Raw genomic sequence first — 26845 nt, forward strand, 5'->3', positions numbered from 1 at the left:
GCCGAGCCCAACTTCAGGCTAGCGAGGCCGGCACAGCCGGCACGGGCCGGCCGCCTCGATCAGCACGGCCGCCGCGTCGCCGCTGCGGGCGCGGATCGCGAGCTCGAGGGCGAGCTCGCCGTCCGACGTCCGGGCGTACAGGTCCGCGTCGGCCGAGAGCAGCAGCCGGACGATGCTCGGGTCACCCTGGCGGGCCGCCACGTGCAGGACGGTGGCGCCGTCCACGGTGTGGTCGGGATCCGCGCCCGCGTCGAGCGCCTCGACGGCCCCGGCCATGTCGCCCTCGACCACCGCCGCGCGCAGCGCCTGGTCCGGCGTCATGAGGTCGCGCGCATCCGCCGCGGCGCCGCCGGCGACCGCGGTGCCGAGCCACGCCGTCACCGCGAACAGCGCGACCGCCAGCCACCCGCGCGTCATGGCACGTACCCTCGGACGGCGGCGACGATGCGCGGGTCGCCGCGCGCGGCGAGCGCCGCCTGGATCGCGGACCCACGGTGGTCCTCGACCGCGGTGAGCGCGATCGCGCGGACCGTGTCCTCGTCGCAGCGCTCGATAGCGATCCGGAGCGCCGGGTCCACGCCGTCGGCATCCGCTCGCCGGGCTCCGTGCCCCTCGAGCGCCCGCACGGTGTCGCGGTCGCACCGCATGGCCGCCACCTCGAGCGGGCGCAGGCCGTCGGCGTAGCGGTGGTTCACATCCGCGCCGATCCTCGCGAGGGCCGCGACGCGGGCCTCGTCGCCCGCGTCGATCGCGTCGCGCAGGGTCTGCTCGAGCGAGGCGTCGCCCACCAGGCGGACCGCCGCCGCACGCTCCAGCAGCGGATGGGTGAGACCCACGGCCGTCCCGGCGATCGCGGCTGCGATCAGCAACGCGACCCCGAGGCGACGACGTCGCGAGATCCGCGAGCGCACCCCCGTGGGGACCGCCTCGACCGTCTCCGCCGGGGACATGTCAGCTCCTCCCCCCGACGAGCATCGTCTCCTCGCCGTCCGCCGGGGCCTGCCGCACCGGGGCGTGCCGCCGCATGTGCGCCCGGACCCGTCGCTCGACGTGGTCCTCGCGTCGCGGTGGCCAGGCGCCGCCGAGCACGGCGACCACCGCATCGTCGCGGAGGCGGATCCCGGCCGCCTTCTCCCCGGTGAGCTGCGCGCCGAGCGCGGCGAGCGCGGCACCGGCGTGGTCGTACAGATCCTCGAGCGTCCCCATGTCGGCTCCCTCCCGACCTAAGAACGGGCTGGGTGCGCGACAGGTTGTGCGCGGCGATCCCAATGGTCCGTCAGGACAGCGATCGCAGGTAGTCGAGCGTCTCGAAGTACAGGGCGTCGCGCGCGCACGCCGCGCTGCCGACCGACGGCGCGATCCCGAGGTCCATCAGGCGGCGCAGCACGTCGGTCCTCCCGTGGCACGCGGCGTAGTCGGTGGTGTCCTTTTCCATCCCGTTGTCGAGAGCCGGGTCGGCGCCGTTCGCCACGAGGACGCCCAGCCCGGCGAGGTTGCCGGTGGAGGCCGCGATGTGGATCGGCCGCGCGTCGTACGGGAACCCCTCGGCGGCGTCGGGGTCGGCTCCGGCCTCGACCAGCAGGGCGATCACCTCGCCGTCGTCGGCGTACGCGGCCAGGTGCAGCGGGGTGTCGCCGTCGGGCTCGCGCGCACCGACGTCGGCACCCGCCTCGAGCAGCAGCGCCACGGCCTCCGCCTGTCCGGTGCGCGCGGCCACGTGCAGCGCGGTGCTTCCGCCGGGGGCGGCGAGCACGTCGGCGCCCCCGTCCAATGCCGCTCGCACGGCGTCGAGGTCGCCCCGCACCACGGCGGCCTTGAGCGCGATGTCGGGGGCGAGCGCCGGAGCGATCTCGCCCGTGCTCGCGTCCGGGCTCGCACCGCCCGGCGCGTCCTCCCCGGTGCAGCCCGCGACCACCAGCAGCACCGCGACCGCGGACGCCGCCCATCCGATCCGTGCGTTCATGACGCCACCTCCGCCGCCTCCGCGATCTGATCGACCACCCCGGAGGAGGTCCGTCCCACCAGCCACTCGGCGATCGGCTCGCCCTCGATGACGGCGGCGGGGTCCGCGCCCAGGCTCAGCAGGAGGGAGATCAGCTCCTCGCGGTCGGCTCGCGCCGCCTGCGCGGCGGACGCGAGCGCGCTCCAGCGCCCCTCGATCTCCGTCGGGTACCCGGCGGCGATCAGCGCGTTGACCGCGAGCAGGTCCGCCTCCTCGACCGCGAGCGCCACCACCCGCTCGGGCGTCGCCGCCATCGGCGAGGCCTCCAGCGCCTCCAGCAGCGCCTCGGGCTCGCAGAAGGTCATGGCAGCCCGGACCGCGAGGTCCTCGTCGGGTGGCCACAGCGTCACGCGTGGCGCGCCGTGCTCGTCCAGCACCCGCAGCACCGCGGTGTCGCACCGCAGCATCGCGCGGTAGGCCAGCGTCGGCACCACGTCGGCCGTCGCGGCACCGTCCTCGTCGACGTACGCGGGGTCCGCGCCCAGCGCGAGGAGGTCCCGCACGGCGTCGACGTCACCCGCTCCGATCGCCTCCACGACCTGCGGCTCCAGCGGCTCGTCGAGCCGGATCTCCATGCCGCGGGCCGGCTCGACCGCCGGCGTCCGTCCCGCGACGCCGATGCCCCACGCCGCGAGGGCGACGAGCGGGACCACGGCCAGCGCCGTCAGGGCACCGCGGGTCCGGCGGCGCCGCGCGATGCGCCCGCGCACGCGGGCAGTGCCCGATGCCTGGAGCCGGGTCGCCATCTCCTCGGCTCGCTCATCGAGAATCGTCATGAGGTCCGGGGCCATCGCACTCGCCTCCCTTCGGGCCGACGAGGCTCGACGGCCTCGCGGGCGGGCGCGTCATGCGCCTCGTGGTCCATCTCCGCCAGGCGCCACGGCTCGAGCCGTTCACGAGCCGTGTGCAGGTACTTCTTCACCGCGCCCGCGGTCACACCCATCCGGTCCGCCGCCTCAGCGATCGTCAGGTCGTCGAGGTAGCGCAGCGCGACGGCGACGCGGACGCGCGGCGGCAGCGCCCGGACCGCCGCCGCGACGTCGTCCGCGGCGACCACCGCCTCGTCGGGAGCATCGCTGGACTGCTCCACCAGCCTGGGCATCGCCCGGCGCCAGCGCGCGGCACGGCGCCCCGCGTCGATCGTGAGCGTGCGCATCGTCGCGCGCACGTACTGCTCGGCCGCCCGCGCGTCGTCGATCCTCCGCCACCGGGAGAAGGTCTTGACGATCGCGGCCTGGACCAGCTCCTCGCCCTCGGCCTCGGAGCCCGTGAGCAGGAGGCCGTACCGGCACAGTCGCGGCAGCGCGACCCGGTACAGGTCCTCGATCGGCTCAGAGTCACCCATGATCTCCCCTCCCCCCATGAAACGCCATGGGGTGGGGAGAAGGTTGCGTCAGGCCGCGCGGCCCCTAGCCCTCGTTCGGGAAGGAGACGCCGATCTGCTCGCGGACGGTGTCCATGATCTCCATGATCTCGACCGACTGGTCGAGGGTCAGGTAGGGGCTCTCCGTCTCGCCCGCGGTGATCCGGCGGGCGACCTCGGCGGCCTCGAACTGGAAGCCGTTCGGGACCGTGCCGTCCCAGCGCCAGGACGTGCCGTCGTGGCGGGTGACGGTGAATGCGACCGGGTTGTAGAACATCCGGTCGATCTCGATCCAGCCCTCCGTGCCGGCGATGTGCGCGGTGCAGGGCGTACGCGCCTCCATGGTGGTGGTGAGGATCGCCTGCGCGGTGGGGTAGTCGAACACCATGCTCGACTGGTTGTCCACGCCCGTGTCGCGGATGCGGCCCGTCGCGGTGATCCGGTCCGGGACGCCCAGGATGTCGTGCGCGAAGGCGATGGGGTACACGCCCAGGTCGAGCAGCGCGCCGCCCGCGAGCTCGGGGTTCCACATGCGAGGGATGTGGGCGATGGGCTGACCGTGGTCCGCCTGCACCGAGACCACGTCGCCGATCTCGCCGCGCTCGATGAGCTCGCGGATGGCGTAGACGTGCGGCAGGTGGCGGGTCCACATCGCCTCCATCACGAACACGCCCTTCGCGCGGGCGGCGGCGACCACCTCGCGGGCCTGCGCGGCGTTCTGCGTGAACGCCTTCTCGCACAGCACGTGCTTGCCCGCCTCGATCGCGAGGAGCATGTGCTCGTGGTGGTGGCTGTGCGGGGTCGCGACGTAGACCACGTCGATGTCCGGATCCGCGACCAGCTGCTCGTAGGAGCCGTACGCGGTCGGCACCCCCATCTGGTCGGCGAAGGCCTGCGCCTTGGCCTGGTCGCGGGAGGCGACCGCCAGCACCTGGGACTGCGTGTAGCTGTTGACGGCGTCGGCGAGCTTGTGGGCGATCCCTCCGGCGCCGAGGATTCCCCAGCGGACGGCGGGCGCGGACATCGGCAGCGGTGCACTCATGACACTCACCCTAGTCACGTCGCCGAGTGCGACGAAGCCCGCGGCCGAGCCACCCGCCGTTGCGCCACCTGCGCTAGCTCAGGGTCCGGACGTCCGCCACCGGAATCCGCTTCTGTGGCCCGGCCCGGTGCGAGATCAGTTCAACCCGGTGGCGGAGGTCCGAGCCCGGCCGCGCAGTAGTCGGCGCACGTCCGCCGCGATGGACTCGGGGTCGCGGAGCGCGTGCGCGGCGGGGTACCTCAACGGTTGAAATCCCAGCAGGATCGCGGCCCGGTCACGGCGCCGATCCTCCGTGAACCTCGCGGGATCCGAGTGATACTCGCGGCCATCGGTCTCGACGATCACGCGCTTCCTCACCACGAAGTCCACCCGGCCCACGCCCTCGATCGACACCTGGCTCCTCACGTCGAGGCGCGCCTGGAGCATCGCGACACGTGCGCGCGTCTCGGCCGGCGACTCGGCGCGCGGATCAGCCATCCTCTGAGTCCACCGCGCCGGGATCGCTCCGCGCCGTCCCGCGTGCATCGCCTCGTCCACCGTGATCAGCCCCTGGCGCAACGCGGAATCGACCGGCACGAGCCACTGATCCCGCGGGAGACACCGGGCGGCGTGCGCCAGCGCGATCCGGACCGCGTCCTCGGCCCTGACCGGCGCTTCAAACTCGCGATGGAGCACCAGCCGACTGGTGCTCCGCGAGTCGGTCGCGCGAAGCGCCCGATTGCGCGGAACCGCGATGTGCGCACGCGGGTCGCGATCGAGCAGCGGCAGGCCCCAGAGGCCGAGAAGGGTCACGCAGGTGGGCACGCCGCGGAAGCACGCTGCACGTACGGCCCACAGCGGCGCGTCGGGCACGGCGAAGCACCCACGCGCCGGCTGCGTCACCACGCCGGCCCGGAGCGCCGCGTAGATCGCATGCTTGGTGACGCCGGCAGCGAGCAACGCCTCGCGCCGTGCGGCGCCCCCGTGCACGCCCAGTGCCTCGATGATGTCCACAACGGGCAACCTGACGGATGGCGTGGGCGCCCACGTCCGCGACGCCGCGGCCGGTGGGCGGCATCCGGCACTGCGAGGGTTCGGGACATCGGTCAAGAACGTGTGCGCTCGATCCGCGCCGCCGCGCCACCAGTCCACTACCGGCGACCGGACGCGCGCCACCGGATCGGGGCGAATCGGTCCTCTGTCAGCGCGCCACGGCTCGGTTCCGGTGGCGGACGTCCGCGGGCGACCGGCGCCGGGAGGTCGGCTACAGCGCGCCGGGGCGCGGGCCGAAGCGCCCGCCGAGGATTCCGCCCGCGAACGCAATCGCCGCGATGAGCGGCACGGAGATCGGGAACGAGAACCCGAGCACCGAGACGGATCCGGAGTCCACGGTCAGCGCGACCGCGCCGAAGCCGAGCACCAGCCCGAGGTAGCCGAGCCAGCGCACGTTCACGGAGGGCACGCCGCCCGAGGCCTGGGGTGCGGGGGTCTTGTCGGGCATGCGGGCCTCCGTCGGCGGTGGTTCGATGCGCGGGCAGCGCGGGTTCAGGACTTCTTGCGCGTGGTGGTCTTGCGCGCGGCGGTGCGGCGGGCCGGCTTCTTGGCCGGCCCCTTGGCGCGCTTCTCCGCGAGCAGCTCGTACGCCTTCTCCTCGGTCAGCGAGTCCAGCGTGAGGTCCTTGGGGATGGTCACGTTGGTGGTGCCGTCGGTGATGTAGTCGCCGAACCGGCCGGACTTCACCACCACGGGCTTCTCGCTCACCGGGTCCGTGCCGAGCTCCTTGAGCGGCGGTGCGGCGGTGCGGCCACGGCCACGCTTGGGCTGCGCGTAGATCGCGAGCGCCTCCTCGAGGGTGATGCTGAGCAGCTGCTCCTCGGACTCGATGGTGCGCGAGTCCGTGCCCTTCTTGAGGTACGGGCCGAAGCGGCCGTTCTGCGCCGTGATCTCCTCGCCGTCGTCGGCGACCCCGACCACGCGCGGCAGGCTCATGAGCCGCAGCGCGTCCTCGAGCGTGACCGTCGTGAGGTCCATCGACTTGAACAGCGACGCCGTGCGGGGCTTGCCCTTCGCATCGTCCGGCAGCACCTCGGTGACGTACGGGCCGAACCGCCCGGCCTTCGCCACCACCGGCAGGCCGGACTCCGGGTGGGTGCCGAGCTCGCGCTCGTCGCCGCCCTGGTTCGCGAGGAGCTCCTCCGCCTTCGCGACGGTGAGCTCGTCGGGCGACAGGTCCTCGGGCACGGAGGCGCGCTGCTGCTCGCCGTCGACCTCGCGCTCGATGTAGGGGCCGTAGCGGCCCACGCGGAGGACGATCCCGTCGCCGACCTCGAAGGTCGAGTTCGCGCGGGCGTCGATGTCGCCCAGGTTCTCGGCGAGCGCCTTGAGGCCCTGGCCGCGGCCGTCCTCCTCCTCGCCCGAGCCGAAGTAGAACTCGCTGAGCCAGTCGAGACGCGACAGCTCGCCGTCGGCGATCCGGTCGAGGTCCTGCTCCATGTCGGCGGTGAAGTCGTAGTCGATCAGCCAGCTGAAGTGCTCCTCGAGCAGGCGGATGATCGCGAACGCGATCCAGTTGGGGACCAGCTGCTGGCGGTCGACGCGCACGTAGCCGCGGTCGATGATCACGTCCACCATCGCGGCGTAGGTCGACGGGCGCCCGAGCTTGCGGTCCTCGAGCTCCTTGATCATCGAGCCCTGGGTGAAGCGCGGCGGCGGCGTGGTCGCGTGGGTCAGCGGCTCGATGTCCTCCGCGTCGACCTTCTGGCTCGCGGCGAGCTGCGGCAGCCGGGCGTCGCCCTCGCGGCCGACCTTCTGCTCGTCCTCCTCGTAGCGCTCCTTCTCGCGCGACTCCTCGTACGCGGCGAGGAAGCCGGGCTTGGTGATGATCGTGCCGGAGGCGGAGAACTCGACGGCGTGGTGCGCGGCGGTGGTGGCGCCGATGCGCACGGTCGACGTGGTGCCCTCGGCGTCCGCCATCTGGGAGGCGACGGTGCGCTTCCAGATCATCTCGTACATGCGGAACTCGTCGCCGCGCAGCTCCGAGCGCACCGAGTCGGGCGTGCGGAAGCGGTCGCCGGCGGGCCGGATCGCCTCGTGCGCCTCCTGCGCGTTGGAGTCCTTCGAGGCGTAGACGCGGGCGCTGGCGGCGACCGAGTCCGACCCGTACAGCTCCGCGGCCTGCGAGCGGGCCGCACGGACCGCCTCCGCCGACAGCGTCGGGGAGTCGGACCTCATGTAGGTGATGAAGCCCTTCTGGTACAGCCCCTGCGCCACCGACATCGCCTGGCGCGCGCTGAGGCGCAGCTTGCGGCTCGACTCCTGGATCAGGGTCGACGTGATGAAAGGCGCGGCCGGGCGGCGCTTGTACGGCTTCGAGTCGACCGAGGTGACGGAGAACGATGCCTCGGCCAGGCCCGCGGCGAGCGCGCCGGCGAGCGCGCCGGTCACGTGGACGACCTTGCTGTTGGTGAGGGCGCCGCGGTCGTCGAAGTCCTTGCCGGTCGCGACGCGCTTGCCGTCGACGGAGGTCAGCTTCGCGGCGAACGAGCGGCCGCGGTCCGGACCCTCCGTCGCGGTGAAGCGCGCGGCCAGGTCCCAGTACTCCGCGGACTGGAACGCCATGCGCTCCCGCTCGCGGTCGACCACCAGGCGCAGCGTCACGGACTGGACGCGGCCGGCGGACAGCCCCTGCTGGATCTTGCGCCAGAGCACCGGCGAGACCTCGTAGCCGTAGAGGCGGTCGAGGAGGCGACGCGCCTCCTGCGCCTCGACGAGCTCGGTGTTGACCTCGCGGGGCGCCGCCATCGCGCGCTCGATGCCCTCGCGGGTGATCTCGTGGAACGCGAGCCGCTTCACCGGCACCTTGGGCTTGAGGACCTCGAGCAGGTGCCAGGCGATCGCCTCTCCCTCGCGGTCCTCATCAGTCGCGAGGTAGAGCTCGTCGGCCTCCTTGAGACGCCGCTTGAGGTCCGTGATGATCTTCTTCTTGTCCGGGCTCACCACGTAGTAGGGGACGAACCCGCCCGCGATGTCGATCGCGAACTTGCCGATGTCGCCCTTCTTCACCTCGGCGGGCAGCTCGGAGCGCTCGGCGAGGTCACGGATGTGCCCCACCGAGGCGACCACGTCGTAGTCGGCGCCCAGATAGCCGCCGATGGTCTTCGACTTGGTGGGCGACTCGACGATCACGAGCTTGCGGGCCATGGCACCTGACTTCTTCCGGATAGCGTCCTCCGGCACCGCTCGGGGGCCGGAACGCACTCAATATACATATGGGATGGGGCACCGCCACCGGGACTGTGGACGATGCAGGGGTGCCGCCACCCGCGCATCGTTCACCTTCCCGACACACCGCCGTGACACCATGAGCGCCATGCAGCCCCTCCTTGACGCCGCCGCGCGCGCGGCCGTGGGCGACGCGATGCGTCGCGTGGCCGACGCCGAGATCCGCCCCCGCTTCCGCGCCCTGGCCGACGGCCAGATCCACCTCAAGGGTCCCGGCGACTACGTCACGGAGGCCGACCTCGAGGCCGAGCTCGCGCTGACGCCGATGCTGCGCGCGATCCTCGACGTGCCGGTGGTCGGCGAGGAGGCGGCGTCCAAGGACGCGTCGGTCGAGGACGTGCTCGCGACCGACGAGGTCGCCTGGACGGTCGACCCCGTGGACGGGACCGCGAACTTCGTGGCCGGGTCGGAGACCTACGCCGTGATGGTCGGGCTGGTGGAGGCCGGCCGCCCGGTCGGCGGGTGGATCCTGCAGCCCGAGACCGGCCACCTGTACGAGGGTCTCGAGGGGGTCGGCGCGTTCGTCGACGGCCGACCGCTGCCGGGCGTCGCGCGCACCCGCGCGGCCGAGGTGCGTGCCGCGGTCGCCGACCTGCCGCAGGGCGCCGTGTCCGTGAAGTACGCGGCCGACGAGGTCCGCGAGGGCCTCATCGCGGCCGAGCGCGAGCTGGGCGACTACGCGCAGCTGCGGATGTGCGCCGGCTTCGACTACACCGACCTGGTCACCGAGCAGGTCGGCTACCTGGTCTACACGCGGGCCAAGGCGTGGGACCACGTCCCGGGCGCGGCCATCGCGGCGGAGTGCGGCTACACGGTCGGCCGGGTCGACGGCAGCGGCTACGTCACCGCGCAGACGGCCGGGGCGCCGCTGCTCGCCGCCCGCACCGACCACTGGGAGTCGATCCGCGAGGTCCTCGCGCGCCACCTCGCGGTCTGATCCGCCGCCTGACACCCCTGCCCCGGACAGTCCGCACGGAACTGAGCCCGACACGCCGGGTCGGACTCCGCATCGGCCGCGAGCGCTCGGCGTGTCGCGGCGAGATCCGTGCGCAGTGTCCGGGCGGGGGGGACCAGGGGCGGGGCGAAGGGGCCGGTCCGGCCGCGCCGGGACAGCACGACGGGAGGGCCCCCGAAGGGACCCTCCCGTGTGAGGCGTGCCGCTTACGCGGTCGCGAGCTCGGTCTCCTCGACCTTGGCGGTCGCCTTGCGGGCGACGTCGCCGGAGATCCAGAAGAGGCCGGCGCCCAGAGCCAGGAACAGCAGGCCCAGGCCGGAGATCATGCCGACGATGCCGAGGCCCAGCTTCAGGGTCGACGCGGTGACCGAGCCGACGCCCAGCTCGCCGAACAGCGCGTGAGCGGTCGGGTTCCAGGCCTGCGCGCGGGCCGGGCCCTCGAGCGGGTGCATGCGGTCGAAGTCGGCCCAGTACTTGCCGTCGGTCGGAACCTCGTAGGTGCCGGCCTCGAAGGTCTCACCGTTGTACTCGACGGCCTCGTCGAGGGTCACCGTGGTGGTGCCGTGGAGGGTGTGGTAGCCCACGAGCGCCATCTGGTACATGTACTCGGAACCGGTGTTCACCAGCGGGTCGTTGGGGTCGAACTCGGACTCGACGACCTTGTAGCCCCAGTCGTCGACCAGCAGGCTCATGATGCCCTCGGCGCCCTCGACGGTGCCGCGATCGATGAGGACGCCGTCCTCGTTGTAGGTGAGCTGGACGTTCTGAGCCTCGGAGAACTTCTGCAGCGAGTTCTGACCCGCCTGGACCTCCGTGAAGGCGTAGATGCCGGCGCCGATGAAGCCGAGTCCGGCGAGCGCGAGGACCGCGCCGATGATGCGCAGCTTGGTGACCATGGGGATTTCCTTTCCTTGGGGACGGCCCTTCTTTGGACCTCCGGTGTGTTGCTGCGCCAAGCGTCTCGCGCGTCGTTGCGTAATTCCCGGGACCATGTGCCCGATTTGACACGAAATCGTGAAGCGTCGGTGTGACACCCCTCACGTAGCAGGTGTTATGTCACTAGATGACACGTCACCACTCCCCGAATCACGCACCCAGGGCTCTCAGCGAACTCTGAGCGACAGTTGCCAAATAGTGGTCCCCGACCATCCGGCGGGACCCCCGCGGTGCCCGACGCGCCGTCGCGCACAGCAGAACGGCCGCCCTCCCGAGGGAGGGCGGCCGTGGATCCGGACCTGGGGCGCGAGCCCGCTGCGCGCGGGGGGTGCGGCGCGGGCGTCAGCGACGCGCGAGGTCCGGGAGGTCGTCGTGGCGGATCACGTCGTACATGCCGCGGCGGCCGAGCTCGGCGCGGTAGGAGTCGGACACCCCGCCGGGGCGCGCCTGCTGCAGCACGGGGGCGTGCGCGCCGCGCCGGATCACCTCGCGCACCGCGGCGAACACGTCCTCGCGCGAGTGCACGGTGGGGTCGATCGTGAGGCGCACCTCGTAGTCGACGCCGGAGTGCTGGACCAGCTCGAGCGACGTCCACGCCTTGACCCCGGACACCTCCTGCCCGGTCACCTCGGCGTAGCGCTCGGGTGCCGCCTTGATGTCGATGCCGACCCAGTCGACCTCCGACAGCACGGCCGCGAGCTTCGCCGGGTACGCGCCGGCGGTGTGCAGGCCGACCTGGAAGCCCATCTGCTTGACCGCGCGGATGGCGGCGACCAGGCCGGGCTGGCGCGTCGGCTCTCCGCCGCTGAAGACCACGGACTCCACCATGCCGCGGCGCACCTCGAGGAAGTCGACCACGTCCTGCCACGTCACCGATCCGGCGGCGGTCGAGTCCTGCAGCGCGGGCTGGTGGCAGTACGTGCACGTCCACGGGCAGCCCTGGAGCAGGATGGTGACGGCCGGACGGCCCGGCCAGTCGCCGGTGCCGATCGGGGTGATGTCGGCGATCGACAGCGAGTGCGGGGTCATCTGCTCGATGGCCTGGACGTCGATCTCGGTGGTGGACATGGGGCGTGCCTCCTGGTGGCGGATCCGGCCGGACCGCGGGATCTCCGCGGGGGTTCCGGACCCTGGTTCAGCCGTCCGTTCCCGCGGACGGCTCGGTCGGGCGTGCGTCCGGGTGGGACGCGGCGCCGTGGGTGTGCGGGTGAGGGGTCGTGGCCCCGAGCGTCGCGACGATGCGAGCGGTGTCCGGTCGACGGTCTCCCCGCCTGCGCGGGAGGGGTGTGCAGCCGTTGCACCTCGGGGTCATAAATCCAGGGTAGGAAGCGCGGCGGAAGGCCGGTCCGGACCCTGGTCCCGGGTTTTCGAACGGTCCCTCACGGACCGGTGAACCACCCCTATGGCGCCTCGCAAACGCCCCCCATGGGAGCGTCAAGCCGGGTAAAGATCAGTCCGCGGCCGGCGTGAGGAAGCCGTCCGCGACCAGCTCCCGGATCGCGGGGACCAGGCCCTCGATCATGACGCCCGACGGCACGTCGAGGAGCGCGGCGAGCGCGTGCGCGATCTGCCCGGCCGCGAGCTCGCCGTCGCACGCGCCGACGAAGCCCGCGAGGGCCGTGTCCATCGATATCGAGCGTCCGAGCCCGGCCCCCTGGCGCAGCAGCAGGTGCGACGGGTCGGCCTGCAGCACCGGTCCGTACGACTCCCGCGTGACGTCGGCGGCGACCGTCCAGCGTGCGTCGAGAAGCGCCTGGTCGGACAGCGAGGCGACCAGGTCGTGCGCCGCGAGCGCGTCCACCAGGTACGCACCGAACGGCTCCTGCAGCGCCCCCTCGTGCTGCTCGAGCCGCCGCAGCGTCGGCGCGCCGGAGAGCGGCCGTCGCAGCAGCACCATCCCGAAGCCGACGGCGGTGACCCCCCGCGCGTCGAAGTCGCTCAGGTAGGCCTCGTACGCGTCCTCGAACGCCGCCCGACCGCGTTCGGGCGTCACCCCGGCGTCGCGCAGCCAGGTCTCCGCGTACTCCGCGGCGTCGAGCTGGTCCCGCTCGATGACCCAGGCGTCGAGCGGCACGGGCGACGCGGCGAGCCACGCCTCGAGGCCGTCGCCCCACCCTCCGCCGTGGATCTCCCAGTTGCCGAGCATCTGCGCGACGCCGCCGGGGGCGAGCACCGAGCCGACCGAGGAGATCAGCCCCGAGACGATCCCGTCGCCCTGGACCCCGGAGGCGCGGTACTCGAACTCCGGCGTCCCCGGCGGGGTGATGACGAACGGCGGGTTGGAGACCACCAGGTCGAACCGCTCCCCCGCCACGGGCTCGAGCATCGACCCCTCGCGCAGGTCCCAGGCGCCCGCAATGTTGAGCGCGCGGTTGAACTCCGCGAACGCGAGCGCCCGACGCGAGATGTCGGTGGCCACCACCGCCCGCGCGTGCTGCGAGGCGTGCAGCGCCTGGATGCCGCAGCCCGTGCCCAGGTCGAGCACCCGCCCGACCGGGCTGCGCATGGTCATGCCGGCGAGCGTCAGCGAGGCACCGCCGATCCCGAGGACGTGGTCCGCCTCGAGCCGCTCGCCCGTGACGTCCTCGCCCAGGTCGGACGCCACCCACCAGCGCGCCTCCCCGTCCGCGGTGGTGGTCTCGTAAGGGCGCAGGTCGACGCGCGCCCGCGCCTCTCCCGCGCTCAGCTCGACCAGGCCCATCGCGGCGGCGCCGTCGGCGCCCACGCCGGGCAGCGCATCGTCCAGCCGCGCGACGGGCACGGCGTCGCCCAGCAGGAACACGCGCGTGAGCGTCGCCTCCGGGGTGGACGATGCGCGGGCGGCCAGGCGCGCCGGCAGCACCTGCTCGCGGGCGAGGGCCCGCGTGGCGCGCTCGCCGCACACGGCCTCGACGGCGTCGACGGTCCAGGTGGCGAGGGAGGCGCGGAGCGCGTCGGCGCGGTCGAGCTGAGGCGTGGTCACAGCACGAGGCTAGCCGCGCATCCACGCCTCGTCGGAGGCGAGCAGCGCGCGGTAGAACGCGACGCCGCGGCCGAGCGACTCGACCTCGACCTTCTCGTTCGGCCCGTGCACGGCGGCGCGCTGGTCGCTGCTCATCCGGAGGGGCGCGAAGCGGTAGGTGGGGCCGAGGTGCGCGAGATGCCGCGAGTCGGACGCCGCGAGCATGACGTAGGGCACCACGAGCGCGTCCGGGTACGACGCCGCGACCGCGCCCGTGAGGGCCGTCCAGGCGGGGCTGTCTCCGCGAGGCGACACGGGCGACGGCTCCGAGGGCTCCTCGATGTCGATCCGGACGCGGGGATCCCGGATCACGCGTCGGACGTGCGCCACCGCCTCATCGACGCCGGAGCCCACGGCGACCCGGATGTTGAGCGTGGCGGTGGCGGACGTCGCGAGCACGTTGTGCGCGGGGGATCCGCGCAGCTGGGTGATGGCCACCGTGGTGCGGGTCATCGCCGCGAGCTCGGCGCCCAGGCGCGGCAGCAGCCGTGCGAGCAGCCAGCGCAGCGCGCCCGCGCGGCGCATCACCGCGCCCCTCGCCCCGCCCAGCCGCGAGCCGACCGCCTCGAGCAGCTCGACGTTGACCGGGTGCAGCGCGGAGGGGTGCGGGTGCGCCTCGATCCGGCCGAGCGCGCGGGCGAGGATCCCCGGCGCGGACTCCCGCGGCGGCGTGGACGCGTGGCCGCCCCTGCCCTCCACGGTGAGCGTCACGTCGACGATCCCCTTCTCCGACGCCCCGATCACGGCCGCCTCGCCCTCGAGGCCCGGGAAGGCGCCGAGCGTCACGGCGCCGCCTTCGTCGAGGATGAGCGCGGGCGCGACGCCGCGCGCCTCCAGGAGCGTCGCCGCCTGGATCGCGCTGTCGCCGTGGGACTCCTCGTCCGCGCCCAGCGAGAGGTACAGGTCGCCCGGCGGCGTCCACCCCTCGCCGAGCAGGGAGTCGACGGCCTCCAGCGCGACCGCCAGCGCGCCCTTGTCGTCGAGGGTGCCGCGGCCGTGGACCCACCCCTCCGAGATCACGCCCTCGAACGGGCCGTGCTCCCAGCCCTCGGCGGCCCAGTCCTCGGGCACGGGCACCACGTCCTGGTGGGCCATGAGGACCACCGGGGAAGCGCCGCCGCCGGGTATCCGGATGAGCAGGCCCGCGCGGCCGACAGTCTCGACCTCGTGAGCGAAGACCCGGGGGTAGAAGCCGCGCAGCGCGGCGCGGAAGGTCGCGAACGTGGCGGCCGTCGCATCGTCCAGCGGCCCGTGCGGCGGCGTGATGGTCGGTACGCGCACCAGCGCGGCCAGGCGGGACGCCACCTCCGGGGCGGCGGGGATCACAGCAGCTCCTCCGCCTCGGCCACCTTCGCATCGGTGTTGTGCGTGAACGCGACCTTCGGCACCGTGAGGAGGGCCCCGGTCGCGACCAGCGCGGTCACGCCGCAGATCGCCCACACCGTGACGTACCCGCTCAGGGAGCCCGCGGTCGAGTCGCCCGCGGCGGCCGCGACGCCGGACGCGAGCGCGATCGCGAAGGCGGTGGAGGCGAACGCGCCGCCGATGGTCTTGGTGGTGTTGGTGAGCCCGGTCGCGACGGCGGTCTGGTGCGACGGCGCCGCGGCGGCCGCCGCGGCCGGGAGCGCGGCGACGAGCATGCCCGACCCGAGCCCGGCGACCACCATGCACGCCACCACCTGCGGCACGCCGGAGTGGAAGGGGATGAGCGAGAGGTAGCCGGCCGCGACCAGCAGCGAGGCCCCGATCAGGACGATGCGGGGGCTCATCAGCTGCGACAGGCGGGCGAAGACGCCGGCACCGATCAGCAGGGACAGCACGTAGGCGCCGATCAGGTAGCCCGCGGTCGCGGACGTCAGGCCGAGCCCGTAGCCGACGGTGGCGGGGTCGGTGCGGGCGAAGGTCGACAGCGGCGCCTGCGCGCCCAGCACGCTGACGCCGAACAGCGCCGAGGTCAGGATCACGGGCCACATCGTGGGGCGGCGCAGCATGGTCATGTCGACGAGCGGGTCGTCGGACCGCCGCTCGACCCGGACGAACACCCACAGCAGCGCGAGACCGACCGCGACCAGGAGCACCACCCAGCCGGAGAAGCCCGTGCGCCGCATCACGGACAGGCCGCCCATGATCGCCAGCAGCGCGAGCGTCAGCACCACGGTGCCCGTCGAGTCGATGCGGCCGCCGCCGCGGGCGCCCGTGTCGGGGACCTTCACCAGCACCACGACGCCCGCGAGGGTCACCATGGCTGCGGGGATCGACAGGGCCGCCCACAGCGGCAGGATGCCGCCGAGCTGGCCGCCGACCACCGCGCCGAGGATCGCGCCGGCCTGCAGCGCCATCACGATCACGCCGGCGCCCCGGCGGGTGAGCGCGGCGCCGTCCTCGCGGTCGCGCGCGCGGGTGTGGATGATCGCGACGTTGAGCGGCAGCCACACCACGTAGAAGCCCTGCAGCGCCCACGCGACGATGAACAGGGGGAAGGTGGGCGAGAACGCGATCGCCCAGCTCGCGGCGGCCGTGAGCGCGAGGGATCCGAGGAGCACCTTGCGGTGGCCCACCATGTCGCCCAGCCGGGCGAGCACCGGCACCACGATCGCGCTCAGCAGGAGCTGCGCCGCCTCGAACCAGTTGACGTCGGCGTCGTGGATCCCGAGGTGGCGGGCGATGTCGGTGAGAAGGGGCGTGTAGTAGCCCTGGATCACCCCGGAGGATGCCTCGACGACCACCAACGCGCCGACGATCCCGCCGGCCAGCCTCATGCTCGTGCGTGCCATAGGCGGAATGCTCCCACCCCGATGTTTCGACTGCGTGGCACGGGGTGCCGCAGGCGCCCGTGGACCTCCCTACCGCTCCGCGGGCTCCTCCACCGCATCGTCCGTCCCCGCCGCCGGGGCGTGCCCCTCGTCGACTGCCGCCGCATCGGCCTCCTCCTCGACGCCGCCGGCATGCGACCGGCGCGAGGCCATCGCCACCGCCGCCACCGCGACGGCCGCGGCGACCGCAGCGATCGCGATGCGCAGGATGTCGCTGCTCGACTCGCCGTACGCGACCGCGACCACCGCGGGGGCGATCAGCAGGGCCACCAGGTTCATCACCTTGATGAGCGGGTTGATCGCGGGACCCGCGGTGTCCTTGAACGGGTCGCCGATGGTGTCGCCGATCACGGTCGCCTCGTGGGCGGGCGAGTACTTGCCGCCGTGGTGGCCGTCCTCGACGATCTTCTTGGCGTTGTCCCACGAGCCACCGGAGTTGGCGAGGAAGACCGCCATCAGCACGCCGGTGCCGATCGCGCCGGCGAGGAAGCCCGCGAGCGCGCCGATCCCGAGCGCGAAGCCCACGAAGATCGGCGCCATCACCGCGAGCAGGCCCGGGGTGGCGAGCTCGCGCAGCGAGTCGCGGGTGCAGATGTCGACCACGCGGCCGTACTCGGGGCGCTGCTGACCCGTCATGATGCCGGGCATCTCGCGGAACTGGCGGCGGACCTCGTAGACGATCGCGCCGGCGGCGCGGGTCACCGCGTCGATCGCGAGACCCGAGAACAGGAACACCGTCGCGCCGCCGATGATCAGCCCGACCAGGGTGAGCGGGTGGATGATCTCGAAGCTGAAGTAGTCCGCGGCGTTCGCGGACGCCTGCTCGAGCGCGTGCGTGACGGCGTCGGAGTAGCTGCCGAACAGCGCGGTCGCCGCGAGCACCGCGGTCGCGATGGCGATGCCCTTGGTGACGGCCTTGGTGGTGTTGCCCACGGCGTCCAGGTCGGTGAGGGTCTTGGCGGCCTCCTCGTCGACGTCGCCGGACATCTCGGCGATGCCCTGCGCGTTGTCCGACACGGGCCCGAAGGTGTCCATCGCCACGATCACGCCGACCGTGGTGAGCAGCCCGCAGCCCGCGAGCGCCACCAGGAACAGCGCGAGGGCGATCGAGCCTCCCGAGATGGCGAAGAGGATCACGATCGCGCCCGCGATGACCGTCGCCGTGTAGACCGCCGACTCGAGGCCGACGCCGATGCCCGAGAGCACCACCGTCGCCGCGCCGGTCAGCGATGTCTTCGCGACGCGCCGGGTCGGGCGCTTCGCGGTGTCCGTGAAGTAGCCCGTGAGCCAGAGGATGAGCCCCGCGAGGCCGATGCCGACGAACACGGCGATGGTCGCGATCGCCCGCGGATCGCCGGACGCGTCCGCGACCGCCGAGCCCGCGAACTCGGAGAACGAGGACGGCAGGTACACGTACGACGCGACCGCGGCGAGCACCGCGCCCACCAGCGCCGCGATGTAGAAGCCGCGGTTGATGGCCTTGAGGCCCGACTCGGAGCCGCGCACCCGCGTGATGAGCACGCCGATCGCCGCGACCAGCGCGCCGATCGCAGTGATGATCAGCGGGAACACGAGCCCCTGCTCGCCGAACGCCGCCTTGCCGAGGATGAGCGCCGCGACCAGGGTCACGGCGTAGGACTCGAACAGGTCGGCCGCCATGCCGGCGCAGTCGCCGACGTTGTCGCCCACGTTGTCCGCGATGGTGGCGGCGTTGCGGGGGTCGTCCTCCGGGATGTGCTGCTCGACCTTGCCCACCAGGTCGGCGCCCACGTCGGCGGCCTTGGTGAAGATGCCGCCGCCGACCCGCATGAACATGGCCAGCAGCGCGGCGCCGAAGCCGAAGCCCTCCAGCACGGCCGCCGCATCGTCGCGGTACAGGAACACCACGGCCGCCGCGCCGCCGAGGCCCATGCCGACCACGGACATGCCCACCGCGCCGCCGGTGCGGAACGCGATGCGCGCGCCCTCGGCGCGGCCCCCCGACCGGTTCGCGGCGGACGCGACCCGCACGTTGGCCCGCACGGCGAGCCACATGCCCATGTAGCCGATGGTGGCCGAGCAGCCGGCCCCCAGCAGGAAGAACAGCGACCGACCGATCCGCACGCCCGTGTCCCCGGGCAGCAGGAACAGCAGCGCGAACACCAGCGCCGCGAACAGCGCCAGCGTCCGCAGCTGCCGCGTCAGGTACGCGCTCGCCCCCTCCTGGACGGCGGCGGCGATGTCGTTCATCCGCTCCGTGCCGTCCTTCGCCTTGAGCACCTGCGCGCGCAGCAGCCATGAGGCCAGCAGCGCGACGGCGGCGATGATCCCGATGACCACCACGATGGTGAGGCTGGCCGAGCCCACCTCCACCGTGGCGCCGATGGCCTGCACCATGACGTCCTCCTCGACGTTCTCCCCGACCCGACTCCGTTGTCGTGTCCGCGAGGGATATCTCTGCACTCTAGGGGACGATGCAGGGGACGGGTAGGCGGGCGACCCAACCTTTCCTGGGGTGTCGTGCGTCGACATCATGTGAGGCACGGAGGCGACGAGGGGGTGCGCGATGAGCGACTGGCGTGAGGTGTTGACCCAGCTGGTCGAGGATCGCGAGCGCGCGCTGCTCGGGTACGCGTACCTGGTGTGCGGCAACGCCACCCAGGCGCAGGACCTGGTGCAGGACGCGCTGGTGCGCACCTTCTCGAAGCCGCGACCGGGTCTCACCGCCGTGAAGGCCGAGGGGTACGTGCGCCGCGCGATCACCACGGTCTACATCGACGGGTACCGCCGCGAGCAGCGGTGGCGCAGGGTCCAGCACCTGTTCCGCGAGGAGCAGGCGGGCTCCGATCCCACCACCGGGATCGAGGCCGGGACCGACGTCACCGCCGCGCTCGCGACGCTGCCCCCGCGGGAGCGCGCCTGCGTGGTCCTGCGGTACTTCGACGACCTCACGGTGCCGCAGATCGCCCACCAGCTCGGGCTCGCCCCGGGGTCGGTGAAGCGGTACGTCCACGACGGCCTGGCCCGGCTCGAGCTGGTCCTGGGCCCGCTCGAGGACGTCCGCGACCCCTCCCCCGACGGCGCCCCGCGCCCCTCCCAGGAAGGCCGCTGACATGGTCAAGCTCTCCGACGCCCTCCGCGGCGCGGCCGACAAGGCCCCGCTGGACGGCATGTCCATCGACCGCGCGCACGCGACCCGGCGCGCGTCCCGGTCCCGCGCGCTGCACGCCGGCGCCAACGGCCTGCTCGGGGCGGGCGCGGTGGCGCTCATCGCAGTCGGCGTGATCGGCCCGGGCTCCGCGCTCGGCTCGCGGTCCGAGGACTCCGCCACGACCGCGGAGTCCGCCACGGACTCCGCCGGCGGCGACATGAGCGCGGGGGTGCCCGAGACCGACGGCGGGCTCGCGGCCGGGAGCCTGCCCGCCTGGGGAATGTGCGGCACGGAGCTGCCGGCCATGCCCGAGATCGCCGGGCCCTTCTCGCTCGCGGCGTCGCTGCCGACCGGTGAGGTCGCCGGCGGCACGCTCGACGTGGTCGCCACGCTCACGAGCGCCGAGGACGGCGTCTTCGAGACCTTCGAGGTGGACGGCGTGGTGCTGTGGGACGGGATCGTGGTGGCGACCCTGGGGTCGAGCACGGACGACGTGGTGGAGATCCGCGAGCTGGTGATGGCCGCCGGGGACTCCGAGGTCACGGAGCTGTCCGTGCCCCTGGAGAACTGCTGGGACGGCGAGGCGCTGCCCGCCGGGAAGTACGAGGTGGTGCTGACCCAGGAGCTGTGGCCTTCGGAGATGATCGTCGAGGAGGAGCCGCCGTCGGAGCCCACGCTGGAGCCGGCCGACCCTGTGGAGCCGACGGATGCCGTCGACGAGCCGGCGCCCGCGGAGCCGACCGACGACGTCGCGGTCGATCCCGACGAGGCGGTGACCTCGGGTCCCGCCGACGGCGACGCCGCGACCACCACCGACAGCGCGGGCATGCTCGCCGCGGACGCGTTCACCCGGGTGTACTCCGACCCCGTCGGGTTCGCGGTCCCGGGCGAACCGGTCGACGAGCCGTTCGCCGCGTACCTGCGGACCGACCCGGAGCCCGTGCCGGATCCCGTCGACCCCACGCCGGTCGACCCGACCAGCGACAGCGCCCTCGACGCCGCCACCGCGCGCGAGCTGTACCTCGCGGGCCTGACGGGCGCGTGGGACATGGCGGCGGGCAGCCAGCGCTGGCTCGCCACCTCGGACGGCCTGGGCGAGGTGCCGACCTCCTGGTGGGGCTGCGGCTACGAGGGCGACGGGGCGTTCCCGGCGCGGTCCGCCGAGCTCGACCTGCTCTCCGTGACGGTGGCCGCGCCGCGGTCGATCTCGGTCAGCTACGGCTGGATCGTCGAGGGCAACCCCGCCGTGGACGTGACGCTGGCCAACACCTCGGAGTGGGATCTCACGCAGTTCTGGGGCATGCAGGGTGTGAACCTCGCGCTGGTGCGGGACGGCCGTGTGGTCGCCGAGGGCTACCCCGTCGATCCGTACCAGCACCAGCGCGCGTGGGCCATGGACTCCGCGGCCGCGATGGAGGAGCAGGCGTTCGAGGACACGGGCGACGCGGCGGTGAGCGAGCCCGCGCTCGGCGAGATGACGATCGCCCCCGAATGGGAGGGATCCTTCCTCGGCGCCGGCGAGTCCGTGTCCAGCACGTACCTGTGGCGCGACGTGAGCACCTGCTGGACGGAGGCCGGCCAGCTGGACGTCGCGCCCGGCTCCTACACGCTCCTGGCCATGCACCACCTGAGCCTGCCGGGCACGACGATCGTCGAGCCGACGGGCGACGACGGCGTGGACCTCGAGCGCGGCAGCGACGGCGGGATCGTGGTCACGGAGCCCGACGCGGGCTGGGGCGTCGAAGGCTCGGCGGGGACGACCGGCTCCGGCGAGTCCTCGATCGGGATCGCCGAGCCCGACATCGCCATCGCCCCTGAACCGGGCTACTACGACTGGTTCGAGCTCCAGGCATGGACCTCCCTGGGAACGGTCACCGTCAGGTAACGGTCCGATAACGACCATCGGATCCGGGGTTACGCGTGTGGCCTTTGTCACATTTCCCGCGTAACCTCCGCGCAACGCGGCCTCAGGTGGTGGCGACGAGGCGAGTCAGCGTCAACAATCGGGAGTGCAGGGTGCACGCACCTTGCCCGACCCTCGTCAGCCAGCGGGACGTTCCCTCAGCCGTCCGCTGACCCGGGGGTTGGCGGCGGCGGCCCGGAATCCCTCAGCCCGGGCCGCCGTCGATCTCTGTCCGGGCCTGTGGCGCCGGACCCGCGACCGCGGAGCGCTCGACGCCCGCGTCCGCGGTGACGCGCATCGCCCCGACGGCCGGGCCCGGCTCGCAGCCCGTGAGCTCGGCGCCCGCGAGCGCCGCCGCGCGAGCCGCGACCGCGCAGGCCCCCGCGACGTCGGGCGACCCCCGGGCGCGCCCGTGACGCAGCTCGACGGCCGCGGCGACCGCCGCCGCGTCGGCGACGGCCTGGGCCCGCGCTCCCTCGAGCACGGGTCCGAGCACCGCCAGCAGCGCGAGCACCGCCGTGACCACGACGGCGATCAACCCCATCGCGACGACCGAGCCCGCCCCCCGGTCACCCCTCACGGCTGGTCCGGAAGCGCGATGACGGCCGTGCGCGGCGGCCACGGCCACCGAGGCGGCGCCGCCACCGTCACGGCGACCCAGCCGTCGGCGCGGACGATCTCCACGGACACCCGCGGCCCGCCGACCCGCCGTGCCACCGCCTGCGCGCCGGCATCGTCCTCCACCACCGCCGCCCGCGCGGCCGCGAGGGCCGCGGCGTCCACCGCCGCCCCCTCTCCCGCCGCACGCACCCCGCCGAGCGCGAGCGCCAGCACGGCGACCGCGGCCGGCAGCGCGAGCGCGAGCTCCACTGTCACCGACCCGCGGTCGCCGCGCCTGCTCCTCATCCTCCGAGCGCTCCCTGCAGGATGCTCACGAGCATCCCGCGCACCTCGTCGGACTTCAGGATCACCAGCAGCAGACCCGCGAAGCCCGCGGCCGCCACGGTGACGAGCGCGTACTCCACGGTGGCCATGCCATCGTCGCGCCGCCAGGGCGATCCCGGCGCCGCGACGCCGCTGCCGATCGAGGCGTCGCCGACGCCTCCCTTGTCCCCGTCCATCGGTTCTCCTTCCCGTCGGGGTCTCCAGGCTCGGCGTTCCGCGGGTGCGCCGACCGCGCCACCCGCGACCACGGGGACCTGCCGCACCCGGCACCGACCTGGGGACATCCGGCCGGGCCGTCACTAGGCTGACCGCGGAGAGGGGTGGCATGGACGAGCACGAGGACCGGGGGCCGGGTCCGGCGCAGCTCGCGCGCGCCGCCGTGCCGGCCCTGCTGATCGGCGCCGCGAGCGCCCTGATCCTCTTCGGCGCCGACGAGCTCGCGCTGCTGCTCGAGCACTGGTGGTGGGAGACGCTCCCGCACCTGCTCGGCGTGGAGGAGGACGCCCGCTGGTGGATCGTCGTGGTCCTCACCATCACGGGGGCCCTGGTCGGCCTGGTCCTGTGGAAGGCGCCCGGTCACGGGGGGCACGACACCGCCGCGGTCGAGCTCATCGCTCCCCCGCTGCCGCTCCGCGCGCTCCCCGGGGTGCTGGCCGCCCTGGTGCTCGGCCTGGCGGGCGGCGTCAGCCTGGGCCCGGAGGGGCCGATCATCATGATCGGCGCCGCGCTCGCGGTCCTCGCGTACCGATGGCTGGCACCGGCCGTGCCCGTGACCGCGGTGCTCGTCATCGCGGCGGCGGGCATGCTCGGCGCGATGCTCGGCACCCCGGTCGCGGCCGCGCTGGCCCTGACCGGCGCGCTAGGCGGCGTCAAGGGCGGCCACCTCTGGGACCGGCTGTTCGCACCGCTGGTGGCGGCCGGGGCGGGAGCGGCGATGTACCACCTGCTGGGCGGGGTCAGCTGGGACATGGGCCTGCCGGCGTACGAGCCCGCCTGGGTCGACCTGCTCACGGCGTCTGTCGTGGCGGTGGTGGCCGCGCTCGCCGGGGTCGGCGCCGCGGCCCTGTTCACGCCGGCGTGGCGCCTGTCGCGCCGGCTCGGCCACCCCATGGTCTACGCCACCGTCGGCGGGCTGCTGCTCGGCCTCCTGGGCGTCGTCGGGGGCCACATCACGCTGTTCAAGGGAGCCGCGGAGACCGCCGAGATCCTGGCCGACCGGGACCAGTACGGCGTCGGTGCGCTCATCCTGATCATCGTGGTGAAGCTGGTCGCGGTCGTGGTCGCGGGCGCGAGCGGGTTCCGCGGCGGCCGGATCTTCCCGGCCCTGTTCGTCGGCGTCGTGGTGGGCCTGCTCGGACACGCGCTGATCCCGGGCCTCCCCCTCGCGATGGCGGTGGCCGCCGGCGTGATGGGCATGGTGCTCGCGATCTCCCGCGACGGCTGGTTCGCGATCTTCGGAGGCGTCCTGGTCGCGGGCGACGTCGCGACGCTCGCGATCCTGTGCATCGCGATCCTGCCGGCGTGGCTCGTGGTGACGCGCGCGCCGCACATGCTGGTGCGCCTCCCGGAGCAGGAGCGCGCGCCCGTCGTGTGACCGCGGCGCCCGGCGTCACACCAGCGCGCTGCCGCGCAGCACGGCGATCAGCAGCGGCACCAGGCCGACGAGCACGAACGCGGGCAGCAGGCACAGGGTGAGCGGCAGGGCGACCCGCACGCCGAGCTCCCCGGCGGCCGTGGCCGCGTCGGCCCGGGCCCGCCGAGCCGCCGACCGGCGCACGGCGGCGAGCGCCGGACCGGCCCTCGCGCCCGCCTCCCAGGCCGGAGCCAACGCGGCGCCCACGTCGCTCCACCCGTCCGGCAGTCCCGGCCACCGCCCGGTCGCCGCGAGCGCATCGGCCGCCCGCGTGAGCGCCGGGGCCTCGAGCGCCCCGCCGACCTCCCTCAGCGCCCGCGGCAGGTCGACACCGGCGTCCAGGGCCGCGCCGAGCAGCGCCGAGGCGACCGCGACCTCGTGAGCGTCGACCCCCCGCGCGTGCACGGCCCCGGCGACCAGGCGACGGGTCCAGAGCCGTCCCGTCCAGGTGAGCGCGGCGGCGAGGGCCAGGAGCGTCCAGCCGAGGGGGCCGAGGAGCAGCACCCGCAGCGCCGCGGGCTCGATGATCGCGCCGAGGGCCACCCCCACCACGGGCAGCCAGGCCAGGATCCGCGCGCTCAACCGCGGCCCCGCCAGGGCGGCCGCGCGGGCGGCCTCCGCCTCGCGCTCGTCCGCCGCGACATCGGCGAGGGCCCCGAGCATCGTCCCGAGGGGCGCCCCCACCCGCCCGGCGAGCGCGTCCGCAGCCGCGACCGCGCGATCGAGCGGCGAGCCCCACGGCGGCGCGGGACGGGTCGCGCCCGACCGTCGCCACGCCTCGCCGTCCGGCAGGCCCGCGGCGAGCAGCCCGACCACCCGCGGCAGGGACTCGTCGTACCGCTCCGTCACGCCGCCTCCCTCGCCGCGAGCGCCGCGACCGCCCGCCAGGCGGGTCCGTAGCTCACGGCTCCGCCGTCGCGCCTCCACGCGGTCACCATGCGCAGACCCCCCGCGTCGGCCTCGACCAGCCCCAGCTCGACCACACGGCGGCCGCCGTGCTCCCGCGCGACGTGGACGATCACCGCGAAGGCAGCCGCCGCCTGCAGCGCGAGCTGGGCGGTGTCGAGGCCCGCGAGCGCCGCCATCGCGTGGAGCCGGGCGGGCACGTCGCCGGCGGTGTTCGCGTGCACCGTGGTCATCGCTCCGCGATGGCCCGTGTTGGCGGCGGCCAGCACCTCCCTCAGCTCCGCGCCGCGGCACTCGCCGAGGACGATCCGATCCGGTCTCATCCGCAGCGCCTCCCGCACCAGGCGGTCGAGCCCCACGGCACCCGCGCCCTCGACGTTGGCGCGCCGCTCGACCAGCCGCACCACGTGGGGGTGCCGCGGCCGGAGCTCCCCGGCCTCCTCGATCAGGACGAGCCTCTCGCCCGGGTCCGCCTCCGACAGGAGGCTCGCGAGCAGCGTGGTCTTCCCCGCTCCCGTGCCGCCCGAGACGAGCAGCGGGACCCGCGTCCGGACCAGCAGCGCGAGGAGGTCCGCCAGCTCCGGGGTGAGCGTGCCGAGGTCCACCAGCTCCTCGACCGTGAGAGCCCGCTCCCTCACGCGCCGCAGCGAGATGGCGGCGCAGCCCTCCGCGACGGGTGGGAGCACCGCGTGCAGCCGCGTGCCGTCCGGGAGGCGGCCGTCGACCGTGGGCTGCGCATCGTCCAGCCGACGGCCCGCCGCCGCGGCGAGCGCCACCGCGAGCTCGCGCACATCCTCGGGACCGCCGATGCCGAACTCCCGACGCTCGAGCCCGCGGCCCCGGTCGATCCAGACGCTGTCGGGCGCGTTGACCAGCACGTCGGTGACGCCGGGGATCGCGAGCAGCGGTGCGAGCAGGTCGGGGTCGGCCATGCGCGCCAGCGTCTCCCGCGCGACGGCGGTGCGGGCCGGGCGGCCCGGTCCCGTGGGGCGCCGCGCCCCCCCGCGACGAGCCGGGGACATCGGTCGTGGTCGGCGTCGGTGCCCGCGGCTACTCTGACCGCATGGACACCGAGGGCACCCTGGACGAGCCGCGGCGCCGCAGCGCCGCGTTCTTCGACCTGGACAAGACGATCATCGCGAAGTCGTCGTCGATGGCGTTCTCGCGGTCGTTCCTCGAGGGCGGGCTGCTCACGCGCACCAAGGCCCTCCGGACCGCGTACGCGCAGTTCCTGTTCGAGGTCGGAGGCGCGGACGAGCGCCAGACCGCGCGCCTGCGCGACGCGCTCAGCGAGCTCGTCGCCGGCTGGGAGGTCGCCCACGTGCAGGCGATCGTGGCCGAGACCATCCACGACCACATCGACCCGATCGTCTATCAGGAGGCGCTCGAGCTCATCCGCCGCCACCAGATGAACGGCCGCGACGTCATCATCGTGAGCGCCTCCGCGTCGCTCGTGGTCGAGCCGATCGCGGAGCTCCTGGGCGCCGACGCCGTCATCGCGTCGCGCATGGAGGCGCGCGACGGCGTGCTCACCGGTGAGATCTCCTTCTACGCGTACGGTGCCGCGAAGGCGGAGGCGATCGTGGAGCTCGCGAACGCGCGCGGCTACGACCTCGACGGCTCCTACGCGTACTCCGACTCGATCACCGACGCGCCCATGCTCGACGCCGTCGGCCACGGCTTCGCGGTCAACCCCGACCGGTCCATGCGCCGCGAGGCGCACCGGCGCGGCTGGGGCGTGCTGACCTTCCGCCGACCGGTGGGCCTGCGGCGCCGCGACGCGGGCCGGCCCGTCGCGGTGACGCTGCTGGCGATCGCCGCGATCGGGGCCGTCTGGGCGATCGCATACGCCGCGTACCGGCGCGAACCGGACGCCTGAGCGGCCGTCCTCACCGAATTGGACGGGTGTCAGGAAATACGCCTGTAATGTGAGGCGTGAGCTCGGGGGGCGCTCGT

26 protein-coding genes are annotated in these 26845 nt (G+C 73.9%); 5 read left to right on the plus strand and 21 right to left on the minus strand.

Annotation, left to right across the window (positions count from 1 at the left end; all coding sequences use genetic code 11):
- Window positions 1-18 precede the first annotated feature (18 nt).
- The 10 genes from QQX10_RS10300 to topA all read right to left on the minus strand — a co-directional run bounded on the left by QQX10_RS10300 (window position 19) and on the right by topA (window position 8586).
- Complete coding sequence (locus QQX10_RS10300) at window positions 19-417, minus strand: ankyrin repeat domain-containing protein (RefSeq protein WP_301120583.1); 399 nt, start codon at window positions 415-417, stop codon at window positions 19-21.
- Window positions 414-950 (minus strand): ankyrin repeat domain-containing protein, encoded by a 537-nt coding sequence (locus tag QQX10_RS10305; protein WP_301120585.1) that lies wholly within the window; start codon window positions 948-950, stop codon window positions 414-416. The genes QQX10_RS10300 and QQX10_RS10305 overlap by 4 nt, the downstream gene beginning before the upstream one ends.
- Before the next feature lies 1 nt (window position 951).
- The gene (locus tag QQX10_RS10310; RefSeq protein ID WP_301120587.1) at window positions 952-1206 is read right to left on the minus strand and encodes a hypothetical protein; all 255 of its coding nucleotides are present in this window, start codon (window positions 1204-1206) and stop codon (window positions 952-954) included.
- A gap of 70 nt (window positions 1207-1276) precedes the next feature.
- The gene (locus tag QQX10_RS10315; RefSeq protein WP_301120589.1) at window positions 1277-1963 is read right to left on the minus strand and encodes an ankyrin repeat domain-containing protein; all 687 of its coding nucleotides are present in this window, start codon (window positions 1961-1963) and stop codon (window positions 1277-1279) included.
- Window positions 1960-2778, minus strand: coding sequence for an ankyrin repeat domain-containing protein (locus QQX10_RS10320; RefSeq protein WP_301120591.1), 819 nt, complete (start codon window positions 2776-2778; stop codon window positions 1960-1962). The genes QQX10_RS10315 and QQX10_RS10320 overlap by 4 nt, the downstream gene beginning before the upstream one ends.
- Window positions 2775-3347 (minus strand): RNA polymerase sigma factor, encoded by a 573-nt coding sequence (locus QQX10_RS10325; protein WP_301120593.1) that lies wholly within the window; start codon window positions 3345-3347, stop codon window positions 2775-2777. Before QQX10_RS10325 ends, QQX10_RS10320 begins: the two co-directional genes overlap by 4 nt.
- A 64-nt stretch (window positions 3348-3411) precedes the next feature.
- A complete protein-coding gene (locus QQX10_RS10330; RefSeq protein WP_301120595.1) occupies window positions 3412-4407 on the minus strand; it encodes a Gfo/Idh/MocA family protein in 996 nt (331 codons plus the stop codon).
- A gap of 135 nt (window positions 4408-4542) precedes the next feature.
- Window positions 4543-5400, minus strand: a complete 858-nt coding sequence (locus QQX10_RS10335; RefSeq protein WP_301120596.1) for an endonuclease domain-containing protein — start codon at window positions 5398-5400, stop codon at window positions 4543-4545.
- Between the two features lie 250 nt (window positions 5401-5650).
- Window positions 5651-5887, minus strand: coding sequence for a hypothetical protein (locus QQX10_RS10340; RefSeq protein WP_301120597.1), 237 nt, complete (start codon window positions 5885-5887; stop codon window positions 5651-5653).
- Window positions 5888-5931: 44 nt separating this feature from the next.
- A complete protein-coding gene (gene topA / locus QQX10_RS10345; protein WP_301120598.1) occupies window positions 5932-8586 on the minus strand; it encodes a type I DNA topoisomerase in 2655 nt (884 codons plus the stop codon).
- A gap of 169 nt (window positions 8587-8755) precedes the next feature.
- On the opposite strand from topA, the gene QQX10_RS10350 reads away from it, so the two are divergent.
- Window positions 8756-9604, plus strand: a complete 849-nt coding sequence (locus tag QQX10_RS10350; protein WP_301120599.1) for an inositol monophosphatase family protein — start codon at window positions 8756-8758, stop codon at window positions 9602-9604.
- 224 nt (window positions 9605-9828) lie between these two features.
- On the opposite strand, the gene QQX10_RS10355 is transcribed toward QQX10_RS10350, so the two are convergent.
- The 6 genes from QQX10_RS10355 to QQX10_RS10380 all read right to left on the minus strand — a co-directional run bounded on the left by QQX10_RS10355 (window position 9829) and on the right by QQX10_RS10380 (window position 18748).
- On the minus strand, window positions 9829-10518 hold the full coding sequence (locus tag QQX10_RS10355; protein ID WP_301120600.1) for a hypothetical protein: 690 nt from the start codon (window positions 10516-10518) through the stop codon (window positions 9829-9831).
- 382 nt (window positions 10519-10900) lie between these two features.
- Window positions 10901-11626 carry an anaerobic ribonucleoside-triphosphate reductase activating protein gene (locus QQX10_RS10360; RefSeq protein WP_301120601.1) on the minus strand — a complete coding sequence of 242 codons (726 nt, stop codon included), beginning with the start codon at window positions 11624-11626 and terminating at the stop codon, window positions 10901-10903.
- 382 nt (window positions 11627-12008) lie between these two features.
- Window positions 12009-13520 carry a N5-glutamine methyltransferase family protein gene (locus QQX10_RS10365; protein ID WP_301120602.1) on the minus strand — a complete coding sequence of 504 codons (1512 nt, stop codon included), beginning with the start codon at window positions 13518-13520 and terminating at the stop codon, window positions 12009-12011.
- A gap of 9 nt (window positions 13521-13529) precedes the next feature.
- Window positions 13530-14885: a M20/M25/M40 family metallo-hydrolase gene (locus tag QQX10_RS10370; RefSeq protein WP_301120603.1), complete on the minus strand. Its 1356-nt coding sequence runs from the start codon at window positions 14883-14885 to the stop codon at window positions 13530-13532.
- A complete protein-coding gene (locus QQX10_RS10375) occupies window positions 14882-16333 on the minus strand; it encodes an MFS transporter (protein WP_301120604.1) in 1452 nt (483 codons plus the stop codon). Before QQX10_RS10375 ends, QQX10_RS10370 begins: the two co-directional genes overlap by 4 nt.
- 69 nt (window positions 16334-16402) lie before the next feature.
- Entirely contained in the window at window positions 16403-18748 is a 2346-nt protein-coding gene (locus QQX10_RS10380; protein ID WP_301120605.1) for a sodium-translocating pyrophosphatase, read from the minus strand.
- A gap of 169 nt (window positions 18749-18917) precedes the next feature.
- Between QQX10_RS10380 and QQX10_RS10385 the strand changes: the two genes are divergently transcribed.
- Entirely contained in the window at window positions 18918-19463 is a 546-nt protein-coding gene (locus QQX10_RS10385; RefSeq protein ID WP_301120606.1) for a sigma-70 family RNA polymerase sigma factor, read from the plus strand.
- A gap of 1 nt (window position 19464) precedes the next feature.
- Complete coding sequence (locus tag QQX10_RS10390) at window positions 19465-21387, plus strand: hypothetical protein (RefSeq protein WP_301120608.1); 1923 nt, start codon at window positions 19465-19467, stop codon at window positions 21385-21387.
- A 223-nt stretch (window positions 21388-21610) separates the two neighbouring features.
- On the opposite strand, the gene QQX10_RS10395 is transcribed toward QQX10_RS10390, so the two are convergent.
- From QQX10_RS10395 to QQX10_RS10405, 3 genes are read right to left on the minus strand one after another with little or no spacing between them, the layout of a single operon-like run.
- Window positions 21611-21949 (minus strand): helicase, encoded by a 339-nt coding sequence (locus QQX10_RS10395; protein ID WP_301144553.1) that lies wholly within the window; start codon window positions 21947-21949, stop codon window positions 21611-21613.
- A gap of 32 nt (window positions 21950-21981) precedes the next feature.
- Window positions 21982-22311, minus strand: coding sequence for a hypothetical protein (locus QQX10_RS10400; protein ID WP_301120612.1), 330 nt, complete (start codon window positions 22309-22311; stop codon window positions 21982-21984).
- The gene (locus QQX10_RS10405) at window positions 22308-22526 is read right to left on the minus strand and encodes a DUF4244 domain-containing protein (protein ID WP_301120617.1); all 219 of its coding nucleotides are present in this window, start codon (window positions 22524-22526) and stop codon (window positions 22308-22310) included. Before QQX10_RS10405 ends, QQX10_RS10400 begins: the two co-directional genes overlap by 4 nt.
- 149 nt (window positions 22527-22675) lie before the next feature.
- Between QQX10_RS10405 and QQX10_RS10410 the strand changes: the two genes are divergently transcribed.
- The gene (locus QQX10_RS10410; RefSeq protein ID WP_301120619.1) at window positions 22676-23944 is read left to right on the plus strand and encodes an ion channel protein; all 1269 of its coding nucleotides are present in this window, start codon (window positions 22676-22678) and stop codon (window positions 23942-23944) included.
- Window positions 23945-23959: 15 nt separating this feature from the next.
- Here QQX10_RS10410 and QQX10_RS10415 read toward each other — a convergent pair whose 3' ends face one another.
- Window positions 23960-24832, minus strand: a complete 873-nt coding sequence (locus QQX10_RS10415) for a type II secretion system F family protein (protein WP_301120621.1) — start codon at window positions 24830-24832, stop codon at window positions 23960-23962.
- Window positions 24829-25821: a TadA family conjugal transfer-associated ATPase gene (locus tag QQX10_RS10420; protein ID WP_301120623.1), complete on the minus strand. Its 993-nt coding sequence runs from the start codon at window positions 25819-25821 to the stop codon at window positions 24829-24831. The genes QQX10_RS10415 and QQX10_RS10420 overlap by 4 nt, the downstream gene beginning before the upstream one ends.
- A gap of 131 nt (window positions 25822-25952) precedes the next feature.
- On the opposite strand from QQX10_RS10420, the gene QQX10_RS10425 reads away from it, so the two are divergent.
- On the plus strand, window positions 25953-26768 hold the full coding sequence (locus tag QQX10_RS10425) for an HAD family hydrolase (RefSeq protein WP_301120645.1): 816 nt from the start codon (window positions 25953-25955) through the stop codon (window positions 26766-26768).
- Window positions 26769-26845 lie beyond the last annotated feature (77 nt).

The organism is Demequina lignilytica, assembly GCF_030418305.1.
GTDB lineage: Bacteria > Actinomycetota > Actinomycetes > Actinomycetales > Demequinaceae > Demequina > Demequina lignilytica.